Consider the following 3526-nt stretch of genomic DNA (forward strand, 5'->3'; position numbering starts at 1 on the left):
TACTTAATATGTTTTTTATTATATTAGATACTATATTTTTCGAAGTTTTTTTACTAATTCCTCTATAACAATAAGAAAACCAGCTCTGTTACTGTTTGTTTTTTATTAATTTTATATTTTTTAATATAAAATACGGTAAGTGAAATTTAAGAATTTTCAAATAAAAAGAACCTACTTTTTGTAGGTTCTTACGATTAAGCTATATGGTTATATTTAGCTAAAAAAGGAACTCGTTTTGCTACTAGTGCATACATTTTGAAAATAAAACTAGCTAACGGTTCAAGTATGCGTGTGCTTTGTATTACTAATCCACTCGTAATAAATGTCAAGAACGCAGCCCCAAGTATATCTAGAGGATAATGAACACCTACGTACATGCGTGACACACCGACTAATATTGCCCATATAAGTGCAATATATTTAAGTTTTTCTCCTCTTAGAATAAATACGAAAGCAATCGAAAATACAAGTACAGAATGATCACTTACAAATGATGAATCTGCTGCATGCGGTACTAATTGATTTACATGATGTGTTATAAAAGGACGCGGATGATAATATACCGCATGTATAATAACATTTACTAATAATGCAATACTAACTGAAAGTGTTGTATATAACACTGTATATTGTTTTCTAATTGCATTCTCTTTCTTTCCATTATTGAACCATAGGATAAGCATAAATAGAATAGCTACATATGGAACACTATTTGTAATAGCGATCATTAGCGCATCTAATAGCTTGGATGATCCAGCAAAATTATTAATCCATTGAAATACTGTGTAGTTCATATTACTCTCTCCTTATTATTTCTCATTGTACTTTAAATAAAGATACAAGTGTTCTTGATTTACACAGTATACAATATCCATATGAAAATGGGCTTAAACTTTTCTCATCTAATTCTCATTTTGCTACTATTCATTTGACAATCGTGTAACTATTTACACGATCTAACTATGTATAAAGGTTGTAAACCATTTTAAATAGTATGGTAAACACTCTCTGCATGGATATAATACATAACATATTCATTTAAATATAATTTCTCTGAAATCATATTTTCATTTCATACGAAGGGCAATATTACCGAATTGTTCTCCTTGCTGCATTCGATTTAAAGCTTGAATTGTTTCTTCTAATGGATATACTTTATCAATGATTGGTTTAATATTATGTTCCTCTATAAAACGAATCATCTCATTAAATTCTTCACTGCTGCCCATTGATGTTCCCATAATATCGATTTGATTATAAAATAATGCTCGTAACGGCAATTCAATTTTATCTCCTGAACTTGCACCAAAATTAACGATTCTTCCATTAGGTTTTAATACATCAAAATATTTTAAGAAAATCGCCGGACCTATACTATCTATAATTAAATCTACTTTTTCTCCATGTAAGCACTCTTCCCAAGTACCAGAACTATTAAAAGCATAGTCCGCTCCATATTTTTCTGCAATCTTTCTTTTGTTCTCTATTCTTGAAGTAACACTCACCTTTGCTCCAATTGCTTTAGCAAATAACATTGCAAAAGTTGCTACACCACCGCCGATTCCTGGAATTAGAACATGTTCTTCAGATTTCAATTTACCTTTTGTAAAAAGCGCTCTATATGCAGTCAATGCCGATAAAGATAACACACCAGATTCTTCCCACGTAAGATATGATGGCTTTTTCACTACATTTTCAGCTGGCACAATAACATATTCGGCAAACGTTCCATCTGCTGGTCCACCTAGTACTTCAGGTAAAGCTGGTATTTCGTGAGTATTATTCCATCCAATACTAGGATTTATAATAACCTCTGTATGTAGTGCGATATTTGAAACACATTCCCCTAATTCCGTAACAATACCTGCACCATCTGACCCTAAAATTAATGGTAATTCCATTTCTTTTCTATTATTCATTATAAATAAATCACGATGATTTAAACCTGCTGCTTTTAATTTCACTTTAACTTCCCCAACATTAGGTGTTATCTCGGTTGATAATTTATATTCTAAACCTTCTAATCCTGTTTTATATTGATGTACAATAGCTTTCATTAATTATTCCCCCCTTAATACTTTTAATGTACTAGAAATATCAAAACAAATAAATTTTTTTGATTTGTACGCATCAAAAAAGGAGGAAATACAAATGTATTCCTCCTTTTAAAGAGCTCTTCTGAATCGGATTTTCTACCTTTTACTATCAATGAGTAACATAAGGAAATGTAATTGTAACAATTGTTCCTTCATTTTCTTTACTCTCTAATTGAATAGTTCCGTTATATTTTTCTACAAGCCTTTTTGCAATTGATAAACCTAGTCCATTGCCACCTTGTTTACGACTTCTCGCTTTATCAACTCGATAAAAACGGTTAAGAACAAAAGGTAAATCTGCTGCAGGTATTCCCGCTCCATGGTCTATTATGCGAATATTAATTTTCCCCGACTGTATATTTGATTCAATACAAATATACTTATTAGCTTCTTTTGTATATTTCACTGCATTATCCATTACAATAATAATAATTTGTTCTAAGTATGATGACGGCATTGAAACATATGCCTCATCTGCATCCAATTTTATATCAAATTGAAAGTCAGTTTGGAGTACTGCAAAGTTTTGTGTAACTTGTTTTAATACGCTATTAACATGGACTCGTTCGGCTGCTATTGGATGCATCTGTTCTGATTCGGCCCTTGATAGCTCTAGCAGTTCTGAAACTAATTTATTTAATCGATCTACTTCTTTTAAACTGGATTGAAGGGATTTATCCAATACTGCTGGATCATTTTTCCCCCATCGATTTAGCATTGATAAGTGCCCTTGAATAATTGTTAATGGTGTTCTTAATTCATGTGATGCGTCTTCTACAAACTGTTTTTGCTGTGTAAATGAGGTTTCTACTTCATCCATCATTTCATTAAAAAGGATCGATAATTTTGCGAGTTCATCATTATTTTCTCTTACTGGAACCCTTTCGTTCAGTCCGTTTTTCTTAATACGCTTCATCGTATCCGTTATATTTTGAACACTGGATAAAAGCTTTTTCGTTATAAGTATTCCGCCTAAAAAACTAAACACTAATCCACATATTCCTGCAATAGCCATTACTACTAAAATTATTTTTAATAAATGATCAAATGTCTCTAAGTTTTTCGCAAGCTCAATAGTTCCAGTAAATTTCTTTGTTTGAATGGGGATACGCTCAACTAATATTCGATCCTCTATATGTCTTTTTATAAATGATTCATCTTGCGTAACCATTTTGGGTTCTATCCACGCTTCATTAAAATCTCTCGAAACGGTGACAATAGGTTTTCCGTCATTTCCTATAATACGAATCATTTGATGCTTATCGATCATGTTGTTTAGAAATTCTTTACTATTTTCAAATGTTTTGCTCGAGAGCGTATCATTTTTATCTTGAAAATATGCCGCTATTTCTGTTACTTGTCTGTTTATTTGTTTCTGTTCATAATCTATAGTCCACTTATTAATTACAATGAATTGTAATGCGCTATAC

The 3526-nt window shown here is 31.5% G+C and carries 3 protein-coding genes; all 3 read right to left on the bottom strand.

The window, feature by feature from the left end; translation table 11 throughout:
- Positions 1–194: 194 nt before the first annotated feature.
- Entirely contained in the window at positions 195–794 is a 600-nt protein-coding gene (locus KI356_RS26330) for an undecaprenyl-diphosphatase (RefSeq protein ID WP_212936920.1), read from the bottom strand.
- 273 nt (positions 795–1067) lie between these two features.
- Positions 1068–2057, bottom strand: coding sequence for a zinc-binding dehydrogenase (locus KI356_RS26335; protein ID WP_212936921.1), 990 nt, complete (start codon positions 2055–2057; stop codon positions 1068–1070).
- A 148-nt stretch (positions 2058–2205) separates the two neighbouring features.
- On the bottom strand, positions 2206–3526 hold a 1321-nt coding region (locus KI356_RS26340), incomplete at its 5' end, for a HAMP domain-containing sensor histidine kinase (protein WP_238486244.1).

Source organism: Bacillus hominis, from assembly GCF_018332515.1.
Lineage (GTDB): Bacteria > Bacillota > Bacilli > Bacillales > Bacillaceae_G > Bacillus_A > Bacillus_A hominis.

Coding starts and splice junctions, on each gene's coding strand:
- KI356_RS26330 (WP_212936920.1), bottom strand. CDS start 794: ATGAACTACACAGTATTTCAATGGATTAATAATTTTGCTGGATCATCC.
- KI356_RS26335 (WP_212936921.1), bottom strand. CDS start 2,057: ATGAAAGCTATTGTACATCAATATAAAACAGGATTAGAAGGTTTAGAA.